This is a genomic window from Sphingomonas hankookensis (assembly GCF_001619955.1).
Classification (GTDB): domain Bacteria; phylum Pseudomonadota; class Alphaproteobacteria; order Sphingomonadales; family Sphingomonadaceae; genus Sphingomonas; species Sphingomonas hankookensis_A.
The window spans coordinates 74,962-92,761 of the sequence record NZ_LQQO01000021.1 but is presented as its reverse complement, the minus strand read 5'-3'; the positions used below and the strand labels follow the sequence as shown (position 1 = coordinate 92,761).

The window sequence follows — 17,800 nt, the reverse complement described above, 5'->3', positions numbered from 1 at the left end:
GCTCGCGCACCCGTCAGGGCCGCAGCGAAGCGAAGGACGGCGAAGCCGTTGCACGGGCGCGCCGACCGGCGCAGGACTCCGCCAACAGCCGGGGTGGTCTACGGCGCGGGAGGGTCGATCCCGGCAATCACCGCGGTCAGGCGATCAAGCTCGCGCTGGAGCGCCTGACGCTGGAGGTCGGAGATGCGCCGTTCGCGTAAGTGCGCCCGGGCATCGGCCGCCGCACGTTCCCAGGCCGGTCTGTGGCGGGCGGTGATGCAGGCGTTGGGGCAGCGGGTCGGTTCGCACAGGGCGGTAAGCGGCTGCGCGGGATCGGGGGTCGTCACGCGCTTGAGGCAGAGCGCGGTCGCGGGATCGAAGAAGCAATCCGCGAGCGGGCCGACATGGAAGGTGCGCGCGACGCTGGCGAGCATGACGCGCAGGCGGGCCCGATCGGCGATCATGGCGGGCAGTGGCCCGAGCTTAACGGCGGCATCGTCGAGGGTCCGCGCGATGCGTGGTCCCGCCGGTCCGCCGAGTCATGCGCCGCCCTGCCGCCGGTCGAAATAGTCCAGCAGATCGTCAATCTGACCGAGCCGGCGCTGCGCCTCGACCTCTGCGCGAAACCCCGATCCACTGGTCCCGGCATAGCCCTCGAAAGCGGCGACCGAGGCATGCTTGTACTGGATCATGCCGGCGATGGTGCCGAACGGACGGTTGGCGATGTGCCACGCGATGGTGCGCCGGAACTGCCGCGTCGTGATGCGCCACGGCTTGCCATCGGGGCCGGGTGGGATGACCGGCGCATCGGGGCTGCCGAAGACGGTGTTGAGGTGGTCGCGGAAGGCGTTGAGCTGGCGGACCACCTCGCTCGACAGATGCGTCTTGGTGACAGCGCGGGGACGAAGCACCGGCCAGAGCGTGTCGCTTCCAGTCTTCCGTGCCGCGTGTTCCGACAGCCGTTCGAGCACCGTGATCGCCTCGGCCACCGGTTCGATCGTCACCCAGCTCGCCGACTCACCGGCGCTCGATCGGCGCTTGTAGAGGGTCGATCGGACGCGTTGCCGCTCGATCAGGCCGTCTTCGCTGCGCGCGATCGAGAGGCAGCCGCGCCGCATCGCCTGGACCTCGCAGTCGCGCATGCCGGTCAGATAGGCGCATACGATATAGGCGGCGGCCTGCAGCATCCGCTCCTCGATCGCTACGGTCTTCACGTCGAAGCGGGCACGCCATGGCCGACCGCTCTCGGGAGCGATCGAGATCGGCGTGTCCATGCCGCCGACCTCGGTACCAAGCGATGCAACCGCTTCGCGAATGACATCCGGTGCGCCGGTAGTGAGCATGAGATGCATGGCCGGCTCGGCGACGGCATCGATGCCGGCATGCAAATGGAGGAGATGGGCGTTGATCGGCGGGGTTGCATCCCCGGTGAGGGGATCGATGCGCGTGGCGCCGTTGTGTGCCGTCGTCCAGATGGGCACGCCGCGTCCTTGCCGGGCTCGGCGCGCGAGATAGCGCTCGAGGCGCGCGCGCTGCCGCAGGCGGCGCTCTGCATCAGGCAGTCCGCGTTCGGCGGCGAGCAGCCGAGCGCGGACTGCCTCGAGCCGATCGAGCGCGACCCGAGCCGCCAGAATATCGGTCGCGAAGGTCGTGACATAGCGCAGCGACCAGGCGAGCAGCGGCGTGACAATCTCCTCCGGCATGCGTGGGGTGCGGTTCTCGCGCACATGCCGATATCCGGCGACGCGCGCAGCCGCTTGCCCGGCCCACGGCTCGAACCCGAGACCGCCTCCAGGCAGGTGATCCCGGAGATGGTAGAGATCGGTGACCACCTGCAAGAGCTGGCCGACGATGACGGGGCGCCGCGCTGAATCATCCCGCAGGTGGCGCGCATAAGCGTCGATCAGCGCCTGATCGATGCGGCCCAGGTCGAGCCGCCCAAGCCGCTCGCGCGCGAAGGCGAAGAACCGGCGAGCCCGGTTGAATGCCTGTCGGATGCTGGCGGGCGGCAGCTTCGGGTGGTAGCCGGGAAGACCGACGTTGAGGCGGGCGTAGAGATAGGCGCGCATTGCCGCCTGCACATCGGCATGTTCGAGCACGTCGAAATGCACGGTGACGTGGCAGCGCCGAGCGTTCTCGCGGAAGACGGCGGGACCGAGATCCCAGGTCGGGTCGCCGACGTGCGACAGCTCCTCGCGGGCATGGCCCGCCTTGAGCGGCGCGCTCGCCAGCACAGGGCGATCGTCGAACGCGGGCACGAGGGCATGGACGGGCGTGGTCATGCGCGTGCCTCCGGCGGCAGATAGAGCCGTTCGCTCCCCATCTGCCGGCGCGCTTCGGCGATAACGGCATCGGAGAAGACCGGCAGGACCTGGACCGTGATCCGGGTGTGGACGCGGCCGAACTTGGCGGCCCAGTCGCTCGCCGGCAGGCTGCATCGCTGCTCTTCGACGAACGCGAGAAAGGCGAGGATCGCGGGGAGCTTGCGCGCGGTGATGACGGCGTTGGGACAATCGAGGCAGCCCCAGAAGGGCTGCGCGCAGGGCGAACCGGGCTCGGCGAAAGGACTGCTATGGAAGCCCGCGCAGGCGGCGAGCCAGACATCCTGTTCGCCGTCGAGCACCGGACCCACCGTATCAGCCGACATCAGCGACGCGACCTGTTCGGGCGCTTCGCGCAGCGCCTGCTCGGCGGTGGGTGGAAGCACGGTCGGCATCGCCGCAGCGACCGCTGCGCGGAAGGCATCGGCGACGGCCGCCTCGTGCAACGGCCGGAGCGACGGCAGATCGGCATAGTGGCGCGCCGCAACCTCGCGGGTGTGACCGACCGCGAAGCGGGCCATATGCCCCTCGGTCTTGGTGTACCATAACGCCTTGTGGGTCTTGCGCAGCCGGGAAAGCAGCAGATGGAGCGGCTTCCCATCATCGCCGGCGATACCATGGCGACGAGCCCAGGCGGCGAGTTGGAACTTGGGATCGACGATGCCGGCGCGAAGGCCGCCAACGTTGTGATAGAGCCAGAGGCAATCGTCGGTCAGATGCTCGCGTGCGACGGCGGTGACGTCGATCAGGCGACGCATGAGGCCGCCGGGTGTGCCGCTACCCCATCGCGGACCCGCATGCTCTTGTGCTCGGCACCGCGGGCGCGGCGCTTCAGATAGCGCAGCTCCACCGTGCCGGCATGCGGGTTGGTGAGACAATCCACGGTCAGCGTCTTCAGGCACTCCGGCTCGAGGCCGGTATCGAGCGTGAGCAGCACGAGCAGCGCCGGCAGATCGCGCGCGAGCAGATGATGGCGGCCATGCAGGTCGTCGATGAGCGTGCTGATCGGCAATCCGCGCCGCATGCGCATGAAATAGAGGCGCTTCAGCGCGGGCTGGTCTGCGACGATAAAGCCCTGCCGCGCGATGATCGCTTCGACATCGGCGCGCGCCCTGGCGACGACAGGGTCGCCCTCATCAGTGCGGTCGTCGGCGCCGAGGCGGCGAAGCATCGCTTCGATATCGGCCCTCGCGGCGTCGCGCAGCGCGCGGGCGACGAAGGGGCTATAGGCATCGCGCGGGGTCGAGCGGCCCGCCGAAGTGGCCAGCGTGTAGCGCAGCCGCTCATGCAGGTCGGGCGCGATCCGATCGGGCCGGTCTGCCTCGATCGCGCGCAGCGTGTTGATGACCTTGCCGACCGTTATGTGCCGGTGGATCGCGCCCATCCCACGCCGTTCGAGCGCGGACGCAAAGCCATCGATATGGACTGCGCGCAGGTCGTTGACGCCGGTCACCTCCGGCGCATCATCGCCAAGCCAGGCGAAGAAGTGGCGATAGACCTGAACATACTGCTTGATGACGCTGGCCGCACCGATGGGGCCGCCGAGCGCCGCCGATCGACGCAGCGCACCGGCGAAAGCGATGGCGAGTGGGCGAGGATCGAGCCCGGTCATATCGACTAGGACCGTTCCGCCATGCCGCGCCTCGATGGTGAACTTGAGGCCGAGCACAGGATCGGGCTGCGATCGCTCCGGCGTGATCGGCGCAAAGGCGACAGGCCGGCCCTTGCGGGGACGCCCGCTCATACGCCTTGCGGCCCCGGCAGTAACGCCAGCAGCTCCTCGACGGCCGCGTCCACCGTATCGGCGCGGGTCGCGATATGGTCGAGGTAGATATAGGTGGTGGTGAGGCTGGCGTGGCCAAGCAGGCGTTGCACCTGTTGCAGCGGGTCGCCCAGGATCAGCCGATAGCTCTCCACCGGCCCCACCGGCAATGCCGCTTCGCGCAGCCGCTGCTGGATCAGCAAGGCGAGCATATGGACTGCGAAGGCGTGGCGAAGCTGGTGCGGGCTGATCGACAGCGGGAAGCCGTTCTGTGCGCACCGCTTGCAGGCGCGGGTGAAGATCACCTCCCACGAGTTGGGGCGGACAGGCTGGCCGACCTCGGTCAGCCATAGCGCCGCCGGCTCGCGGGGCGTTCCATCCTCGTCGCACAGGATCAGGCGGCATCGTTCCTCCGGGGTGCAGATATCGCGCATGCGGTCGAGACCGGCGCGGGTGACAGGGATCGGTCGGTCGAAGCTGGCCGCACCGTCGCGCGCGGCGAACTTGGCCACGCCCGCGGCGCGCTCGACCGCGACATAGGCGGCGATCTGACGAAGCAGCCGGCGTGGGACCAGAACGCTGCGTCCGCGGTCGCCCTTGGTGAGCGGCGGCGGAAGGGGCAACCAAAGTTGTTGGACGTCACCGTCCTCGCGGTCGATCGCCGCGAGCTCGACGGTGAGCAAGCCCGACGCCTCTTCGAGGCGCAGGCCGGTGGTGACGAGAAGATCCGCGAACAGCGCGTTGCGCAGCCCATTACGGTCGCGAGCGCCGGGGCGCTCCGTGCCGTCAGGGGTGAGCCCGCGCAGGCCGACCTCGCGGAAAATGCGGTAGTCGTCCATCGTGACGAACCGGACATCCGATCGCCTGGCGACACGTTCATAGGCATCGTTGCGCGCCGCGATCATGCCGCGACGGCCACCTTGCGCCGGTCGCCACACGGCGCGGCGGCTGAACGGCGCGTCGGCGATCAACCCTTGCTGCTCGCCCCAACGGTAAAGGCGATCGAGGCTGGCGACGGCGCGGTTCCAGCTTGCCGCCGTTATCCGGTGATCGGCATCGTCGCGGCGTCGCTCACGATGATAGGCGTCGACATCGTCGCGGGTCGCAGCCCACACGGTCTTGCCGCAGGCATCGAGAAAACGAAGCCAGACTACGACATCATAGGCGTAGGCGCGAAGCGAGTGCCGCGAGCGGACGCCCGACAGCGGCAGGTCGAGAAAGAAGCGATCCAGATCGGGATCGTAGAGCGCGTCGTCGCGCTGGATCAGCGGCACATGCGCATCGAGGCCCCTGGCCTCGCGACGCTCGCAAACAGTAATGATCGACACCGGCGCGAAGCCCTCCCCCCGGACCCCCCACCCGGAAGCTGACCTTCACACCGATGCGCGCTATGGCCCGGCAGCTATCAGGCTGGCCTCCGCCAGCTCTTGGGTCAGCGCTACGGCCAGCCTGATTACTGCCTACCGTGGGCGTCCATCGCCGACCTTACTGCAATGTTGCGGACGGCGCAGACTGTCCAGATAACGCGACCAACTCTTCGCGCCCATAGTCCTTCGATCCGAATGCACCTGTCTGGTCACGATCAAGGCGGCTGCGATGCCCGGTCCAGTGCCCCAGCTCGTGAAAGGCTGTGCGATGCCAATTGACGGGGTCGTGAAAATCGTCCGGCCGGGGCACGGCCACGAAATCGTGTGCCGGGCTGTAATAGGCCGATGCGCCACCGATCCGGAAATCTGCACCCGTTGCGCGGATAAGAGCATCCGCCTGCGGCAAGATCAGACCGGCAGGTACGGGCGGTGGCGGTACGCAGACATGTTCGGGCAGTCCTTCGCACTGATCGACCGAAAACACCGTGAAGGTACGCAGGAACGGGATACCCCCGACCGGCTCGCGTTCCTCGGTGGCGGCTCGGCGTTGCTCTTCGCCGGGCACAAACCGGCGCGTGTAGATGATCGGCACGCCGTGCTCGCCGCGCCGTACCGTACCGCCGAGCATCGATGCTTGCCGGAAAGTGAGAAAGGCGTGGCCCGAATATCCGTTGGAGACGATCGCATCCCACAAGGTCAGGATATTGATACCGCTGTAGGCCCGCTGGCTGACGGCATTGTGCGGCATGCCGACGCCCGTCTGGGCACTGGTCCACGGCTGGACCCAAGGCACTCGACCAGCTTCGAGGTCGGCAATGATCCGGTCCGTGATCTGCTGGTAGAGGTTGGCGCGTCCTTTGGGCGAGCGCGGTTTGGTTCGAGATGCCATCGCATGAAGCTCCGCGACGGACCGCGGCAAGCCTCTCTCGCCGCTCTTCATCCGTCACGGACTGATGGAGGCACTCTCACTCTGGCGGGGCGTTGCGGGGCAGCCGCCCCGCTCGAAGGGGTCCGTCAAGACCGGAACGGGCATGGCGGCAGGGGAAGGCCTTCCCCAACGCTAGCTAGAAGCCTGCCTTGAACAACTCGCCTTTGCGGGGCTGCAATCGTACCAGCATGGCGCGCGCAAGATGCGGCGGAATGCGGTGATGCATCGACCACAGGTCGGTATCGTGGCAGTCGCGCAGGCGCCTGGTGCTGCCGCAGGGACAGGGCCAATGCCCCCTCGGTCGCGGCAGTCTCAATATCCGCAGGTAATAGAGAATGTCCTTGCGCCGGTTCGCAATGCCAAGCGCATCGGCATAGGCCTCCTCCATACCCTCCATCCCATGCGCTCGTTCACCGAATGGCCAGCTGCCGGTCTTCTCAAACCAGAACTGACCCAGAAAATACTCGCGCAGAGGTCCGCCGAGATAGGCCGCAATGCCGGTGTCGGCTGCTGTCGCCAACCAGTTTTCCCAGACCGTCACGCAGCAATCGCCATCACCGTTGATGTGGTGATCGGGGTCGCGCTTGATGCGCCCGCCGGTCTCGAACACGCGCGGTTCGATGCGCGGATAGGCATGGGTCAGCTCGATTCTGACAGCGTAGCGCGCCAGTGGACCTGCCGGATCACATACGGCACTGCCGGCTGTGACGACGAACGTCCCTTCAACGACGATTTTGCCGTCTATCTCCGTTGCCCGGAGACCGGGCTGTTCAAACGCGATCGCGGCTTGAACCTCGAGCAAAGTGAGCAAAGTGGCCGCCTCAGCGCACCCAGGGGCGGGACTGGGATCCGCTGCTCTGGATTGCGTCAACCGCGTGGCGGGCACGCTCGAGTTCGGCATCATGGCCGCCCCCCAGAAGCAGTGCAGGAGCCCCGATGGCGCCATCGTCCGGCATAACGCTGTTGAGCGCGCGCTTTACCAGGGCGGGACCGAGCCGCCGCTCCAGTTCGTCCGGAATGGTATCATAGGGGCTGGCGCGCAGATACTGCGCGAAATCCTGCCGGGCCTGTGCGAGCCAGCGGAAGAAGTTGTCGCGCTTGCACGGCTCTTCCGGCCATTTGTCGGCAAAGTTCTCGGCCGGATTAACGGGGTTGGAGACCCAGGCAATGCCGTCACGCTCCTCGATGTAACGATCCATGTTCATCAAGATGGACTGCAGCGCTGCCGACAGCGAGGCTTCCTCGTTATAGGCATGGGCAGCCAGCGTCGTGATGATGATCGAGATCGGCTTGTGTTCGCCGTCTTCGGCAAACATGCAGTCGCGGTGACGCTTGAGAAGCTGGATGGCCTGCTGAAGCGGCGTGCGCACCTTGTAGTCGGGAATCTCGTCGACGCTGGCGGAGATGCGCTCGCGTTCTGCGAACGACCGCTTGGCCTCGGTCAGCCGCACCCGCATCCGGCTCCGGAACCAAGCGGCGTAGCCGTAAGGATTGCTCTGCAGCCAGTCGTCCGAGATCACCGCATAGTCGCTGCGCTGGTTGTCGGTAATTGCGATCGCGTGGCCACTGAGATCGCCGTCAGCGGCGAGGATGCCAAAGCCCTTGGCCCGCAATTGCGCCTGATAGCGCTGCGCATCGGGCAAGGCCGGCAAGACATCCATGTGGAACTGCGCGCCCTCGGCATAATTCAGGGTCCAGCAACGACGACGCTCTTCCGGGTGCATCATGTTCCGAGCACGCGCATACAAGGCAACCTCATGCCCCACAGCGTCCTTAAGCTGCTTCTGCGTGAGCGCAGCTTTCGATCCGTTGACCCGGCAGACAAGATCGACGTCATACTCATCGGCATCAGTCAGCGGGCGCGTGACGGTCCCCAAAAGAAACGAGCCGTGCGGCGAAATGGCAGGATCGAGATCGGCCAGCGTGGATTCCGGGCGGTCGAGCCAGCCGCCCAGCGCTTCATAGCGCTGCCTGGCTTCTTCGAACTTGCCGGGCGGGATATCCAGCGCAGCTGCGATGGCTTCAAGAATATCATCGTGCGACCTGGCCAGCCGCTTGTCGTAAACAGTCATCAGGGCACCTTATGGCAGGGGGTGAACTCCTCGGCGGGCGTGCCGAAGAAATGGGGATGCAGGATTGGTTTCTGGGCGCGGGCTTCGGCAAAGGCGCGGTCCTTGAGGCTGCTGATCCGGCGGGTGTCGTCGAGCGAGTAGAAACCGGCAGGCACCGGCTGGCTAACCCGGAAGACGGCGCGGCGCTCATGTTCGTGACCGGTCAGGATCTGGGCGATGCCGAGCGAGCCGTGCGATTGGCCCGCCATGAAGATGCTGGACAGCTGCGGCGCGATCCTCGCCGCGCCGTAAGCGGCACGCAGGGTTTTGATATCGTCGAGACAGCCAACGCTGAGGAGGTTGATCTGATTAGCTGGCCAGCCAAGCGCGCCGATGGCCTCGACGACTGCCAGTCCGGCAGGATTGTTGGCCCAGAGGCCACCATCGACCAGTCCGACGTCGTTGGCGGTCACATGCTGGGCAAAATAGGTCGGTGCTGCCGCCGTCGCCATGGCTGCATCGATTGCCAGTTCGCGGTAATCGGTCCGCAAGCGAGGGTGATGCGCGGTCTTGAAGACATAGACGCCCTGGGTCTGGGGGTGCCATGCCGGGATCACCAGCCGGGTCCGGGCCTCGCCCAGCAACCGTTCGCCAAGAACGCCATGCAAGGCATTGCGCAGCGGCTCGGCGCTGTACTTAGGCCCCCAGAAGGCCCAGCGACCTTTCCGCAGATGGCGCTCAAGCCAGCCCAGAAAGCCCTTCCGGCTCTGCGAGAAGATGGCCGGGCCTTCCTCTTCGTAGAGGCGCAGAATGTCGGCTGCGCGAAGGCCGAGAGCGAGACCGATGGCGATGATCCCGCCCGTCGATGTTCCCGCGATCAAGTCGAAGTAGCGCCCGATCGGCTGTTCGAGATCCTGCTCAAGATTGGCGAGGAAGGCCGCCGGGAAAGTCCCCCGGATGCCGCCCCCATCGATGGTCAGGATGCGCTTCACCGCCGACTGCTCCTGCGCTCAATGCTTCTTGTCGCGCGGCGGCATCGGGTCGTTGCCCGGCGCGACCGTATCCGAATCGCGCCAGCGGCCGTCACGCCCCTGGATACGGACTTCGCCGCCCCCCAGGTTGCGCACCGTCTGCTTGGCGGCCTGCTCTGCGGAACGCTGGGTCGAATGCACGCTGCTGGCGCGCTGCGCGCCCGCCGCCTTCACGGCCCATCCGTTCGGGTGCTTCGTCACATATCGGTCTGCCATAACCTCACTCCTTGACTCGACTCACGTTAACCGCATATAAACTATTCTCATCGAACGTCAAGGTTCGCATAGTTTCTATACTGATGGAGAGTCGCCAACGTGCGCTGGGGTGTCGAGCAACGACTGGAGTTTATCGAGTTCCGCCTGTTCTGGGAGGGCACGATCAACCGCGCCGATATCATCGAATGCTTCGGTGTCTCGACGCCGCAAGCATCGAAGGATCTGTCGCTTTATCAGGCGCGTGCGCCAGGCAACATGCTCTACGACGCAAGCGCCAAGCGCTACGTGGCGGCAGAGGCATTTGTGCTGCGGTTTCTCGATCCTGACCCGTACAAGTATCTCTCGCAGCTCAGGGCCGTTGCTGAGGGGATGTTGCCGGCAAGCGAATCATGGATCGCAGCGATGCCGAGCGCTGACGTCGCGCTCACGCCCAAGCGCGAAATCGACATCGCTATCCTGCGACGGGTTCTCGAAGCGGTACGGGAGAACCAGTCGATCGACGTATTCTACCAGTCCATGAACAGCGCCCGGCCCGACCCGATCTGGCGGCGGATGACACCGCACGCGTTCGGGTACGATGGCTTTCGCTGGCACGTGCGAGGGTTTTGTCACGTCGAGAACAAGTTCAAGGACTTCCTGCTTCCCCGGATCCTGGAGGTTGGCGGGAAAGGTGAGCCGGGCCAATCTGGCGAACATGACTGGCTCTGGAACAACTATTTCGATGTGATTGTCGGTCCGCACCCGGAGCTGACCGAAAGTCAGAAGCGAGTTGTCGCCAAGGACTACGGCCTCGAAGTCGACACAACGGTGCTTTCCGTGCGCTATGCGATGCTATTTTATGTATTGAAAAGGCTCGGTTTGCTTGATGATGCCGCGAAGCGCAGTGCGCGAAGCCAGCATATCGTCAATGTGAATCGCAAGGAAACGCTGGTCGCGCTCGAACGCGCCGAGTTCCAGCTTTAGGACGTGGGCAGGGGACGGTAGTGCCGATGGGGGCGAAGCTCGAAGAGATCAAGAACGGTGCATCGGTGCGCGGCATTGCCTCGAACCAGCCAGTTCATGTCATTTCGGTCGACTGGATCGGCGATCAGGCGATCAATGTCGTGTACCGTGATCATAACGGAACCGTTGCCGAGTCTGTCCTCTACCGGGATGACGAACATCGCCTAGAGGTAGAGCAGAATGGCCGTCCCTGGTCGTTCGATGCCGACGGTGCGCTTCTGCGTCTTGTGACCGAGGCGAACCGGATCAAGCTGGCGCATTATTTTGACCCCTATCTTGCCATCCACACCAGCATGGTCGACCCGCTGCCGCACCAGATTTCGGCGGTCTATGGCGAGATGCTGCCGCGTCAGCCACTGCGCTTCCTGCTCGCCGACGATCCCGGGGCTGGCAAGACGATCATGGCCGGGCTGCTGATCAAGGAGTTGATCGCGCGCAGCGATCTTGAGCGCTGCCTGATCGTTGCGCCTGGCAGTCTGGTCGAGCAGTGGCAGGACGAACTCGGTCAGAAGTTCAACCTCGAATTCGACATTTTGACCCGGGACATGATCGAGACCTCGCGCTCGGGCAATCCGTTCACGGACCGCGATCGGCTGATCGTCCGGCTCGATGTCCTCGCCCGCAACGAGGATTTGCAGGAGAAGTTGATGAGCGCCCGCGAGTGGGACCTCATCATCTGCGACGAAGCCCACCGCATGTCGGCAACCTACTTCGGCGGCGATGTCAAATATACCCGGCGCTATCAGGTTGGGCAGAAGCTGGGTCAGGTCTGCCGTCACCTGCTGCTGATGTCTGCGACGCCGCATAACGGTAAGGAGGAGGATTTTCAGCTGTTCATGGCACTGCTCGATGGTGACCGGTTCGAGGGCCGGTTCCGCGACGGTGTGCATTATGCCGACACGGCCGACATGATGCGGCGACTGACCAAGGAAGAGCTGCTGCGCTTTGATGGTCGCCCGCTGTTCCCGGAGCGCCGGGCCTATACGGTCAAGTATGAACTCTCCGAGGGTGAGGCTGCGCTCTATACGGCGGTCACCGACTATGTGCGCACCGAGATGAACCGGGTCCAGCGCTTCGCCGAAGGGGATGGGAAGAAGCGCAACAATGTCGGCTTCGCGCTCCAGATCCTGCAACGACGGCTCGCATCATCCCCGGCTGCGATCTACCAGTCGCTGAAGCGTCGCCGCGAGCGCCTCGAGACAGAACTGGGCGAAGCGCGCCTCGCCAACGCTGGTCGCCGGGCAGACATCGCGGTGCCGAAGGTCAATCCCGACATGCTCGGCAATATCGACGAATATGGTCAGGATGAGATCGACGAACTCGAAGACCTGATCTCGACCGGCGCAACGACTGCAGAGACGGTCGAACAGCTGGCACTCGAAGTCGAGACACTAAAGGGTCTGGAATCAATGGCGCTCGGCGTCCTGCGCTCGGGCGTCGACACCAAATGGAGCCAGCTCAACCGGATTCTCGATGACGATCTGATGGTCGATGCGGCTGGCAATCGGCGCAAGCTGATCATTTTCACCGAGCCCAAGGACACGCTCAATTACCTGCTCGATAAGGTTCGGGCACGGATTGGCAATGCCGAGGCCGTCGACGTGATCCATGGCGGGGTCTCGCGTGAGGAACGCCGCAAGGTGGTCGAGCGGTTCATGCAGGACAAGGACATGCTGGTCCTGATCGCCAACGATGCAGCGGGCGAAGGTGTCAACCTCCAGCGCGGCCATCTCATGGTCAATTACGACCTGCCGTGGAATCCCAACAAGATCGAGCAGCGGTTCGGGCGCATCCATCGCATCGGCCAGACCGAGGTCTGCCACCTCTGGAATCTGGTTGCAGCTGACACCCGCGAAGGCGAGGTCTATGCGCGCCTCCTCGAAAAGCTGGAGGCGGCACGCGAAGCGCTGGGCGGACGCGTCTATGACGTGCTGGGCGAACTGTTCGAGGGCACCGCGCTCAAGGATCTGCTGTTCCAGGCGATCCAGTATGGTGAGCAGGAAGAGGTCAAGGCGCGGCTGTTCCAGCAGGTCGATGGCGCCGTCGATCAGACCCATCTGCTTGAGCTGCTGCGCCGGCGCGCGCTGACGAACGACACGATGCCGGAAGCGCGGGTCGAAGAACTCCGCCTGGAAATGGAACGCGCCGAGGCGCTGCGGTTGCAGCCGCACCATATCCAGAGCTTCTTCGTCGAGGCGTTCCAGCATCTGGGCGGCCGCATCAAACGGCGCGAAGAGGGACGCTGGGAAATCACCCACGTCCCGGTCCGTATCCGCGAGCGGGATCGCCAGATCGGAACCGGCGCACCGATCCAGAAGCAGTATGAGCGGATCTGTTTCGAGAAGGACAAGATCAATCAGCAGCCCGTGGCGGCGTTCGTATGTCCCGGCCATCCGCTGCTTGAAGCGGTCATCAGTCTGATCCGCGAGCAATATGAGCAGATCATGCGCCAAGGCGCGATTCTGGTCGACGACACCGACACTGGGGAGGCATTGTCGGCTGTTTTCCTCCTCGAACACAGCGTGCAGGATGGCAGGCTGACCAGCCTCGGCAAACCGCATACCCTGTCGCAGAAGCTGCAATTCGCCGCGATCGACAAGGCTGGCAACGCCACCAATGCAGGGATTGCGCCGCACCTGAACTTGCGCCCGGCAACGCCTGACGAAATCGCGGCGGTGCGAAGCCATTTGGATGAAGGCTGGCTGACCACAGATCTGGAGAAGACGGCGATCCGCTTCGCGACGGTCGAACTGGCGCAGCATCATGTTGCGGAGGTCAAGGCGCGGCGCCTGCCAGAGATCGACAAGGTTGAGCAGGAGGTCCGCGCCCGGCTCAAGAAGGAAATCAATTACTGGGATTCGCGTGCCTTCGAGCTCAAGGAGGAGGAGAAGGCAGGCAAAAAGACCCGGCTCAACTGGCAGAACGCGCAGCGCCGCGCCGAAGATCTGGCTGAGCGCCAGAAGCGGCGGATGGACCAGCTCGAGAAGGAACGGTTCATTTCATCGCAGCCACCGCGGGTCCGCGGCGGCATGGTGGTGATCCCGCGTGGGCTGCTCGACGCCCAGAACGCAGCGCCCATCGGCAACCATTTCTCGGAAGATCCCGCAGCGCGCCGGGCCATCGAGCTGGCCGCGATGGAGGCGGTGATGGCAACTGAGCGAGCTCTCGGTAACACGCCGACCGACGTTTCGATGCAGAAGATCGGCTATGACATCGCCTCGCACGATCCAACCACGGGTCATCTGCGCTTCATCGAGGTCAAGGGCCGGATCGATGGCGCGGATAGCGTGATGATCACCCGGCAGGAAATCATCACCTCGCTGCATGAGCCGGAGAAGTTCATCCTGGCGGTGGTGCCGGTCAGCAACGGCTATGCCCATGAGCCGCGCTACATTCGCGGCCCACTGGTCGAGCGTGAACCATCGTTCCTCGAAACCGCCATTCAATTCCATCTTCCGCGCCTGCTCGAGCGCGCAGAGGCTCCGCGATGAAGCTGGGTTTTACAGAGTTCTCTTATGGCTACGCTTTCACGGAGAACCTGATCCGGTCGAGCGCCAGCGGGCCAGCATCTGCGCCTGTTTTCCCTAATCTCGTCCAGGAAGCCAAGCTGGGTTACGACGTGCGGATCGACATGCCGGGCTCACCGCTGTTCTTCCAGTTCAAGCTGCCTGAGCTGATGGTCCGGGATACTGCACGGGAAATCGCGCAGTTGGGACTGGCGGGGCTCTCAACGCCGTTCTTCCGGATGCCCCTTATGCGTCGCGATCTCTCGGATCAGCATGCCCATCTTATGCAATTAGAAGCGAAATTCCCCGGCGCGGTCTATTATGCGTCACCCACGTGCGAAAGTTCCGCAGCGTTCAACGCTGCCTATGCTCTCGCACAGGTTCACACCAGTTCCGTGTTGATCTCACCTCGCGCGATTGGCCCCTTGCCTGACGATAAAAGCCACGTGGTTTCATATGTTGCCGGGGCCACGATCGCTTGGCGATGTTCTGAGCCGAAAAAGGTCAAGGTAGCCGACTTTGCGGCGATATCGAATGCGGTGACCGAGCGGCTGGCTCAGAATTCCGATGAGTCGCTGGAAGAGACGGTCGGGCAGGTTCGGGAAAAGGTTTGGCCGCTGGTGCCAGAGGGGCTTCGAGGTGCTGAAAATGCGATACGTGATCGATTTCCAATAGCCCTTGAAGGGGCTGATGCCGGCGCGGAAGAGGATCCTCGCATCCGCAAAGTCACAAGAGAAATTTTGGTTCTTCGAGAGGTGGTCCGCGTCGGCCTTGGCGTCGACTTCGTGATTGCGCAGCCTCGCGAACATAAGAAAGAAGTCGAAACGTCATGACTACCCCGTACAAGAAGAAGCTCATCGAGGTCGCCATTCCGCTGGAGGCGATCAACGAGGCCTCGGCGCGTGAGAAATCGATCCGGCACGGGCACCCGTCCACGCTGCATCTTTGGTGGGCGCGGCGGCCGCTTGCGGCCTGCCGCGCGGTGCTGTTCGCGCAGCTGGTGGATGATCCGTCGAGCCACCCTGACAAGTTTCCTACCCACGAGGATCAGGAGGCCGAGCGCAAGCGGTTGTTCGCGATCATCGAGAAGCTGGTGAAGTGGGAAAATTCCACCAACGAAGAGGTCCTGGAAGAGGCCCGGGCTGAGATACGCAAGAGCTGCGGCGGCGAGCTTCCGCCGGTCTATGATCCGTTCTCGGGCGGCGGATCGATCCCGCTAGAAGCACAGCGGCTCGGCCTGCCCGCCTACGGTTCCGACCTGAACCCGGTCGCGGTGATGATCGGCAAGGCGATGATCGAGATCCCGCCCAAGTTCAAGGACAAGGAACCGATTCATCCAGGCGCGAAGGACCGGCAGTTCTATCGGAACGCCGAAGGCTTGGCCGAAGATGTCAAGTATTACGGTGAGTGGATACGCAATAAAGCCTGGGAGCGTATTGGCCATCTGTATCCGAAAGTGAAGCTTTCTAAAGAATATGGTGGCGGGAAGGCCACGGTTATAGCTTGGATTTGGGCGCGAACCGTTCCAAGCCCAGACCCTGCTTTTAGTGATGTCCAGGTTCCGTTGGCGTCAAGTTTTCTGCTTAGCAGCAAGTCAGGCAGCGAAACTTGGATTGAGCCGTTAGTGGATAGGACAACTAAGTCGATCACTTATAGAGTCCGATTTGGCGGCACTAAGGCAGAGATTGCTACGGCAAGCGAAGGGACTAAAGCGGGTCGAGGATCTAATTTTCGTTGCCTTATTTCAGGTACTGCCATCACCCCCGAATACGTGAAGCGAATGGGGAAATCTGGGCAGATGGGGCAAACGCTGATTGCCATTGTCGCTGAAGGTAAGCGCAGCCGCGCTTATATTGCCCCAACTCAAGAGCATGAGGATTTGGCATTTGAGGCAAAGGCTCAATGGGAGCCTGAAACCAGCTTGCCCAATGATCCGCGAAACTTCTGGACTGTAGATTATGGACTGACGACCTTCGGAGATCTCTTTACGGATCGCCAACTTGTCACCCTGAACACATTTAGCGAACTCGTGCATGAAGCGCGTGTTCAGGCTGAAATCGATGGCCGGGCTGCCGGGTTTGGTAACGACCCTGCAACACTTCGAGACGGTGGGAAAGGTGCTGTCGCATATGCTGAAGCAGTGAGTGTGTATCTCGGGTTTGGCGTTAGCCGCCTGTCCGATATCCAAAACTCATGTTGCCGCTGGGAGTCTTCGAAGACACAAGTTCGGAACCTGTTCGGCAGGCAAGCAATCCCAATGATGTGGGACTTCGGTGAAAACAATGCTTTTGCGGATGCAGCGGGAGACTATCGCACTAGTCTTGGAAGCATCGTAAAAGTTATAGAAAGGTTCAGTCCTGCTGCAATCGGGGTAGAACGCAACCACGATGCTCAGACGGTCACCTATCCAGTTGGTGCAGTCATTTCCACCGACCCACCGTACTATGACAACATCGGCTATGCAGATCTGTCCGATTTCTTCTTTTGTTGGCTGAAACCAGCACTCCGCCCGATATACCCTGAAATTTTCGGAGTTCTTGCAACTCCAAAGGCCGAGGAATTGGTGGCGACGCCATATCGTCATGGGGGAAAAGATGCGGCCGAAGCATTTTTCCTCGATGGCATGAGCCGGGCGATTGCGAACATGGCCTCTCAATCGTCGGATCTCTTCCCTGCCACAATCTATTATGCCTTCAAGCAAAGCGAAGTAGCCAAGGATGGGATTAGTTCAACTGGCTGGGCGACCTTCCTCCAAGCCGTTGTTTCCGCAGGTTATGCGGTAGTCGGGACCTGGCCCATGCGTACCGAAATGGCGAACCGAATGATCGCCTCCGGCACCAATGCACTCGCGAACTCTGTTGTGCTCGTGTGTCGAAAAAAAGAGGAATCGGCTGAGATCATTACCCGTGCTGAGTTTATTCGTGCCCTAAAGCGCGAACTGCCTTCGGCGATCTCAGAGCTTCAGGCAGCCAACATCGCCCCTGCTGACATGCCACAGTCAGCAATTGGGCCAGGCATGGGCGTGTTCTCACGGTATAAAGCTGTCTTGGAATCCGACGATAGCCCAATGGCCGTCAAGACTGCACTGCAACTCATCAATCAAGAACTCGATGAATATCTTGGCGGCATTCAGGGTGAATTTGACCCTGACACGCGGTTCGCCATCACTTGGTTCGAGCAGCACGGGAATGCCAAAGGCGATTATGGTGCAGCCGACAATCTTGCCCGCGCGCGCGGCATTTCCGTCGAGAGCGTCAAGCACGCCGGGATCGTCGAAAGCGCGGCCGGTAAGGTTCGCATCCTTGCGCGCGATGAACTTGATGAAGATTGGGATCCCGAGGAGGACCGTCACCTGACGGTGTGGGAGTGCCTCCAGCACCTTGTCCGATTGCATGAGAAGGACGGCATCTCGCACGACACCGCCGTGCTGCTCAAGAAGCTCAGCACCCAGGCAGAGGCGATCAAGGATCTGGCGTATTGTCTCTACGACATCTGCGCCAACAAGCGAAAGGATGCCAAGGAAGCGACGGCCTATAACGGGCTTATCGCCGATTGGACCGAGCTTACCCGCCAGGCAGCCGCTGTCCACGACACCCGCCGTGACGGCCAGATGCGCTTCGACGTCTAAAGGGAACGA

Annotated in this window: 10 protein-coding genes and 2 pseudogenes; 4 read left to right on the top strand and 8 right to left on the bottom strand. The window is 63.0% G+C overall.

Annotation, left to right across the window (positions count from 1 at the left end; translation table 11 throughout):
- Nucleotides 1-98: 98 nt before the first annotated feature.
- From AVT10_RS10715 to AVT10_RS10680, 8 genes and pseudogenes are all read right to left on the bottom strand, one after another.
- Nucleotides 99-2,261, bottom strand: a pseudogene (locus AVT10_RS10715) (integrase).
- Nucleotides 2,258-4,044, bottom strand: a pseudogene (locus AVT10_RS10710) (hypothetical protein). The pseudogenes AVT10_RS10715 and AVT10_RS10710 overlap by 4 nt, the downstream one beginning before the upstream one ends.
- The gene (locus tag AVT10_RS10705) at nucleotides 4,041-5,390 is read right to left on the bottom strand and encodes a tyrosine-type recombinase/integrase (RefSeq protein WP_021224415.1); all 1,350 of its coding nucleotides are present in this window, start codon (nucleotides 5,388-5,390) and stop codon (nucleotides 4,041-4,043) included. The pseudogene AVT10_RS10710 and the gene AVT10_RS10705 overlap by 4 nt, the downstream one beginning before the upstream one ends.
- 157 nt (nucleotides 5,391-5,547) lie before the next feature.
- Entirely contained in the window at nucleotides 5,548-6,318 is a 771-nt protein-coding gene (locus AVT10_RS10700) for an ArdC family protein (RefSeq protein WP_084401603.1), read from the bottom strand.
- A gap of 175 nt (nucleotides 6,319-6,493) precedes the next feature.
- On the bottom strand, nucleotides 6,494-7,168 hold the full coding sequence (locus AVT10_RS10695; RefSeq protein ID WP_066690833.1) for a hypothetical protein: 675 nt from the start codon (nucleotides 7,166-7,168) through the stop codon (nucleotides 6,494-6,496).
- A 10-nt stretch (nucleotides 7,169-7,178) separates the two neighbouring features.
- Nucleotides 7,179-8,429, bottom strand: a complete 1,251-nt coding sequence (locus tag AVT10_RS10690) for a nucleotidyltransferase domain-containing protein (protein ID WP_066690831.1) — start codon at nucleotides 8,427-8,429, stop codon at nucleotides 7,179-7,181.
- On the bottom strand, nucleotides 8,429-9,400 hold the full coding sequence (locus AVT10_RS10685; RefSeq protein ID WP_066690828.1) for a CBASS cGAMP-activated phospholipase: 972 nt from the start codon (nucleotides 9,398-9,400) through the stop codon (nucleotides 8,429-8,431). Before AVT10_RS10685 ends, AVT10_RS10690 begins: the two co-directional genes overlap by 1 nt.
- An 18-nt stretch (nucleotides 9,401-9,418) precedes the next feature.
- Nucleotides 9,419-9,655: a DUF2188 domain-containing protein gene (locus AVT10_RS10680; protein ID WP_066690824.1), complete on the bottom strand. Its 237-nt coding sequence runs from the start codon at nucleotides 9,653-9,655 to the stop codon at nucleotides 9,419-9,421.
- A 99-nt stretch (nucleotides 9,656-9,754) separates the two neighbouring features.
- On the opposite strand from AVT10_RS10680, the gene AVT10_RS10675 reads away from it, so the two are divergent.
- From AVT10_RS10675 to AVT10_RS10660, 4 genes are read left to right on the top strand one after another with little or no spacing between them, the layout of a single operon-like run.
- A complete protein-coding gene (locus AVT10_RS10675) occupies nucleotides 9,755-10,618 on the top strand; it encodes a WYL domain-containing protein (RefSeq protein WP_066690818.1) in 864 nt (287 codons plus the stop codon).
- A 26-nt stretch (nucleotides 10,619-10,644) separates the two neighbouring features.
- Entirely contained in the window at nucleotides 10,645-14,148 is a 3,504-nt protein-coding gene (locus tag AVT10_RS10670) for a helicase-related protein (RefSeq protein WP_066690815.1), read from the top strand.
- Nucleotides 14,145-14,996, top strand: coding sequence for a hypothetical protein (locus AVT10_RS10665; protein ID WP_066690811.1), 852 nt, complete (start codon nucleotides 14,145-14,147; stop codon nucleotides 14,994-14,996). The genes AVT10_RS10670 and AVT10_RS10665 overlap by 4 nt, the downstream gene beginning before the upstream one ends.
- Nucleotides 14,993-17,791, top strand: a complete 2,799-nt coding sequence (locus AVT10_RS10660; protein ID WP_066690802.1) for a DUF1156 domain-containing protein — start codon at nucleotides 14,993-14,995, stop codon at nucleotides 17,789-17,791. Before AVT10_RS10665 ends, AVT10_RS10660 begins: the two co-directional genes overlap by 4 nt.
- The last annotated feature ends 9 nt before the right edge of the window (nucleotides 17,792-17,800 follow it).